This window comes from Ralstonia sp. ASV6 (assembly GCF_016429285.1).
Classification (GTDB): domain Bacteria; phylum Pseudomonadota; class Gammaproteobacteria; order Burkholderiales; family Burkholderiaceae; genus Ralstonia; species Ralstonia flaminis.
The window spans coordinates 1-4,837 of record NZ_JAELUI010000240.1; the positions used below are offsets into that span (position 1 = coordinate 1).

4 protein-coding genes are annotated in these 4,837 nt (G+C 63.9%); 2 read left to right on the forward strand and 2 right to left on the reverse strand.

Going from position 1 to position 4,837, the window contains the following annotated elements; genetic code table 11:
• The first annotated feature begins 40 nt into the window (after positions 1 to 40).
• Both kynU and kynA read left to right on the forward strand, forming a co-directional pair.
• Positions 41 to 1,294, forward strand: coding sequence for a kynureninase (gene kynU, locus JHD73_RS26570; RefSeq protein ID WP_199033143.1), 1,254 nt, complete (start codon positions 41 to 43; stop codon positions 1,292 to 1,294).
• A gap of 1 nt (position 1,295) precedes the next feature.
• Positions 1,296 to 2,189 carry a tryptophan 2,3-dioxygenase gene (gene kynA / locus JHD73_RS26575; protein ID WP_199033144.1) on the forward strand — a complete coding sequence of 298 codons (894 nt, stop codon included), beginning with the start codon at positions 1,296 to 1,298 and terminating at the stop codon, positions 2,187 to 2,189.
• A 104-nt stretch (positions 2,190 to 2,293) separates the two neighbouring features.
• Here the strand turns inward: kynA and JHD73_RS26580 are convergent, their stop codons facing one another.
• Together JHD73_RS26580 and JHD73_RS26585 are read right to left on the reverse strand one after the other, a co-directional pair.
• Positions 2,294 to 2,836: a hypothetical protein gene (locus JHD73_RS26580; protein ID WP_199033146.1), complete on the reverse strand. Its 543-nt coding sequence runs from the start codon at positions 2,834 to 2,836 to the stop codon at positions 2,294 to 2,296.
• A gap of 96 nt (positions 2,837 to 2,932) precedes the next feature.
• On the reverse strand, positions 2,933 to 4,837 hold a 1,905-nt coding region (locus JHD73_RS26585; protein ID WP_199033145.1), incomplete at its 5' end, for a translocation/assembly module TamB domain-containing protein.

Genomic DNA, 4,837 nt, shown 5'->3' on the forward strand with positions numbered 1-4,837 from the left:
GATCCAAACAACCCCACGCATTCAACGCCCCACGCTCACCATGACTTTGACCCGCAACTCCTGCCTCGAACGCGACGCGGCCGACCCGATCGCCCCGCTGCGCGACGCCTTTGCGCTGCCCGACGGCGTGATCTACCTGGACGGTAATTCGCTAGGCGCCCGCCCCAAAGCTGCGCTGGCCCGCGCGCAGGAAGTCGTCGCCAATGAATGGGGTGACGGCCTGATCCGCAGCTGGAATTCGGCCGGCTGGTTCGAACTGCCGCGCCGCCTGGGCAACAAGCTCGCTCCGCTGATCGGCGCGCGTGAGGACGAAGTCGTCGTCACCGACACCACGTCGATCAACCTGTTCAAGGTGCTGGCCGCCGCGATTCGCGTGCAGCGTGAAGACGCGCCGAATCGCAAGATCATCGTCTCGGAAACGCACAACTTCCCGACCGACCTGTACATCGCCGAAGGCCTGGCCGACTTGCTGCGCGACGGCTACAAGCTGCGCCTGATCAATTCGCCCGACGAGCTGGAAGGCGCGCTGGGCGACGACGTGGCCGTCACCATGCTCACACACGTGAACTACAAGAGCGGCCACATGTACGACATGGCGGCCGTCTCTGCGCTGGCGCACAAGCATGGCGCACTGGCGATCTGGGACTTGGCGCACTCGGCCGGTGCGGTGCCGGTGGACCTGCACGCAGGCGGCGCCGATTACGCCATTGGCTGCACGTACAAATACTTGAACGGCGGCCCCGGTTCGCCCGCCTTCGTGTGGGTGTCGCCCGCGCTACGCGAGCGCTTCTGGCAGCCGCTGTCGGGCTGGTGGGGCCACGCGCGGCCGTTCGCAATGGAATCGCGCTACGACGCGGATGCCGGCATCGGTCGCTTCCTGTGCGGCACACAGCCGATCACGTCGATGGCGATGGTCGAATGCGGGCTGGATATCTTCGCGCAGACTTCGATGGCCGCACTGCGCACCAAATCGCTCGCGCTGACCGACCTCTTCATCACGCTGGTGGAAACGCGCTGCGCGGGCTATCCGCTCACGCTGGTCACGCCGCGTGACCACGCCGTGCGCGGCAGCCACGTCAGCTACGAACACCCGAATGGCTATGCCGTGGTGCAGGCATTGATCGCGCGCGGCGTGATCGGCGATTACCGCGAGCCACAGATCATGCGCTTTGGCTTTACGCCGCTGTACACGAGCTTTGCCGATGTGTGGGATGCGGTGGAAGTGCTGCGCGACGTGCTGGAAACCGGCGCTTGGCAATCGGCCCAATTCAACGAACGTACGCTGGTGACCTGAGATGTCGAACCCGATTGAACCGATCAAGCCCGTGGCATCCGGCTGCCCCATGCACGGGGTGCAGAGCAGCGAGGGCGAAGGCTGGCACGACGCGCAGCTCGATTTTTCCAAGTCGATGAGCTACGGCGACTACCTTGCGCTCGACCAGATCCTGAACGCGCAGCACCCGCGCTCGCCCGATCACAACGAGATGCTGTTCATCGTGCAGCACCAGACCACCGAGCTGTGGATGAAGCTGATGCTGCACGAGCTGCGCGCCGCGCGCGACTGCGTACGCAACGACAACCTGCCGCCCGCGTTCAAGATGCTGGCGCGTGTGTCGCGCATCATGGATCAGCTCGTGCAGGCGTGGAACGTGCTCGCCACCATGACACCACCGGAATACTCGGCCATGCGCCCGCACCTTGGGCAATCGTCGGGCTTCCAGTCGTACCAGTACCGCGAGATTGAGTTCATTCTCGGCAACAAGAACGCGGCGATGCTCAAGCCGCATGCGCATCGCCCAGAGCATTACGAACAGGTGAAAGCCGCACTCGACACCCCGTCGCTGTATGACGAGGCGGTACGCTACATGGCGCGCCACGGCTTTGCATTCGACGCGGATTGCGTCGAGCGTGACTGGTCGCGCCCGGTTACGTACAACGCGTCAGTGGAAGCTGCGTGGCTGGAGGTCTACCGTGACCCGACGCACCACTGGGAACTCTACGAACTCGCCGAAAAGTTCGTCGACCTGGAAGACGCGTTCCGTCAATGGCGCTTCCGGCATGTGACCACGGTGGAACGTGTGATCGGCTTCAAGCGCGGCACCGGCGGCACGGAAGGCGTGGGCTATCTGCGCAAGATGTTGGATGTGGTGTTGTTTCCGGAGCTTTGGAAGTTGCGAACGGATTTGTGATTAGCGCTGTTGGTCCATCCTCGGTTTCGTCCCCTGCCGGGGGCCGATACCGGGGATGCACCACAAGAACATCCCCGGGGCGAAGGCCCAAACAGCAATACCCACTACGCCCCGTTCAAGCGATTGTCACTACGCGAAGTCGTTGTCACCTTCCCATCCGGCCCAAAGTGGACATTGAAGAACGCCTTCTCAGTCGGGCTTTCCATCCACCTGTATCCCCACACCTCTTCCTGCTTCAACCGAAACGCTTCCACCTTCCCCGGCTTGCCAAGCATCCGGCGGATGTCATCCTTGGTCTGGCCGACCCGCACGCGCCCAAAGTTTTCGGCGGTGAGCACTTGCTCGATCTTGCTCACATGACCATCCGGTGAAATCGTCACCATCCAGGTGGAAGTCCCTTCCGGCCCGCGCGGGTACTCAAGCTGCCGCGTGCCACCTTCGTTCTCCCAGATCATCTCGGGCTCGCCTGCGGTGGCCTTCACATCGGCCTCGGTCGATTGGCCGGCAACGATGTCCTTGAACAGCAGGTTGTCCGGCTTGGCCGATTGCCACACCCGCTTGGCCGCCTCCCCGGCACGGTCGACAGCCTGGTCGACCTTCTGTTGATCGCAGCCGAACAGCCCGAGCAATGACGCCAGAATGCCCATGGTGACTCCCACTTGTGCGAGTTGACGACGATGCGGCATGGAACCCCCTCGTTCAAAACGTGTATCCGTCGCCATTCTGGCAGCCGGATCACCCGATTACCAACGCTTGTTGAACAGCACCGATGCACCGTTGATCGTGCCGCCCCGTGCCACGACCGACCATCTCCGTGAGAACTGCCACGTCATCTTGACGATGGAATCCGCGGTCGACAGGCTTTGCTCGTAGCCCACGGTGATGCTCTCGGAGATCGCCTTGCCCAGGCTCACCACCTGCGGATCGGTCAGGCCCGAAGTCGACGCCCCGATCGAAAATTCATCCAGCCCAAAGTGCCGCGCCACGTTCTTGCCCGCCACGTTGCCCAGCAGCCCCAGCGCCGCGCCGGACATCGCCTGCTGCTGGCCCAAACCAGCGTTGGATGCGCTGTAACCAAACATCAGCCACGAGAGCTTGTCTTCATCCGGCACGTTCGGCTCAGAGACCAGCTTCACGCGCGGCTGACGCACCGTGCCCGTCACCTGCACGCCGGCCTCGACCTCCTGGTTGCGGCGCATGGCGGTGATGTTGAACGAGGGGTTGTTGATCGGCCCGATGAAGTTCAGCACACCCTGATCGATAGCCAACTTGCGGCCGAACGCTTCGTAGGTACTGCCCTGGCGCACGTAGATCGTACCGGTACCGCGCAGGGGCACCAGCGGCTCACTGTGCACGTTCATCTGACCGCCGAGCGACAGGTCCGCACCCGCACCCTTGAAGCGGAAGTTGTCGCCAAAATCGACGTCGACATCAACGATCGGGCTGAAGCGGCCAGCAGGTTTCTCTTCGCGCTTGACGCCACGCTCCGCCTGATTACGGGCAGCATCGGCACGACGCACGATGACCACGTCATCCCCCAACGACGGCGCGCCGTCCTTAGGTAGATCGAATAGGCCGCGGTCGACCTTGAACTTGCCGGTAATGCCCACGCGGTCGTTGTCGTTGGCAATGCGCGCCTGCCCCGATAGCACCAGCGTGCGATCCGGATCGGCAAAAAGCTGCAGCTTGTCGGCAACGATGGAGCCGCTCAGGTTGGGGTTGGCCTCGCCGAGCTGCACGCGGCCCTTCGCACGCACAGTGCCATCGCCGCCGTAGAACACCACCTCCTGCAGGTCGACCACGTTCTGATCCAACGCCACGCGCACCACGCCCTTGGTCAGGCGGATGCCCTGGTCGTACAAGGCGACCTCGATGTCCTGCCCGGTCAGGAAGCCGCTGATCTTGGGCGCGCCAACCGTACCGGCAAACTGCAAGCTGGCCGCAAGCTGGCCATCGGTTGCAACGTCAGGGCCGAGCAGGTCACCGATGCCTTTGAGATGCGGCAGGCTGATCGTCAGCCCGCCTGTCAGCGGTGACGCCGGCGACATCAAGGCCAGAGCACCCGGCGCGGCGTCGCGCGTCAACCCGATGCCGGCATCGAGGTAGAGATTGCCAACGCGCGTCGATTGGGCGTCGCCGCGCAGCGCCAGCCGCATACCCTCTCCACGCGCCTCCACCACCAGTTCGGTCAACCCCAATGGCGTGAACCCGCGGCCTGCATTGATCGACAGATCACCGCTGCGGCGGGCAAAGCGCGCCGTGCCGGTGGCCGTACCGCCGAGGTCCAGATCCCATTGACCATCGATGACGAGATCCGTGCGCACCGGCGGTGCTTGGCCCGTCCACGTACGCACCAGTTCCAGCACGCGTGCGATCTGCAATCCGTCGATACGGCCGGCGCTGCGCAGATGGCCCTGATTGGATTCCACCCGCTCGATGTGGATGGGCGTCTGATCCAGCGTCAGATCTGCGCGGCCGATCATCAAGCGACTCGGTGCCACCGACACGCGCACCGGCGCCATCAGTTGCAGGTTGGGCGCGCCCTGCGCCGACAGCGTGGAGATGGTGGCGTCCCATGCATCACCGTCCTTCCCTGGCGTGAGTGCACCGTCGCCGGCCAATGCGAACTTGAAGGGCTGGTTGCGCAC

Bases quoted from the DNA above. Each gene is read 5' to 3' on its own strand.
- kynU (WP_199033143.1), top strand. From the start codon at position 41: ATGACTTTGACCCGCAACTCCTGCCTCGAACGCGACGCGGCCGACCCG.
- kynA (WP_199033144.1), top strand. From the start codon at position 1,296: ATGTCGAACCCGATTGAACCGATCAAGCCCGTGGCATCCGGCTGCCCC.
- JHD73_RS26580 (WP_199033146.1), bottom strand. From the start codon at position 2,836: ATGGGCATTCTGGCGTCATTGCTCGGGCTGTTCGGCTGCGATCAACAG.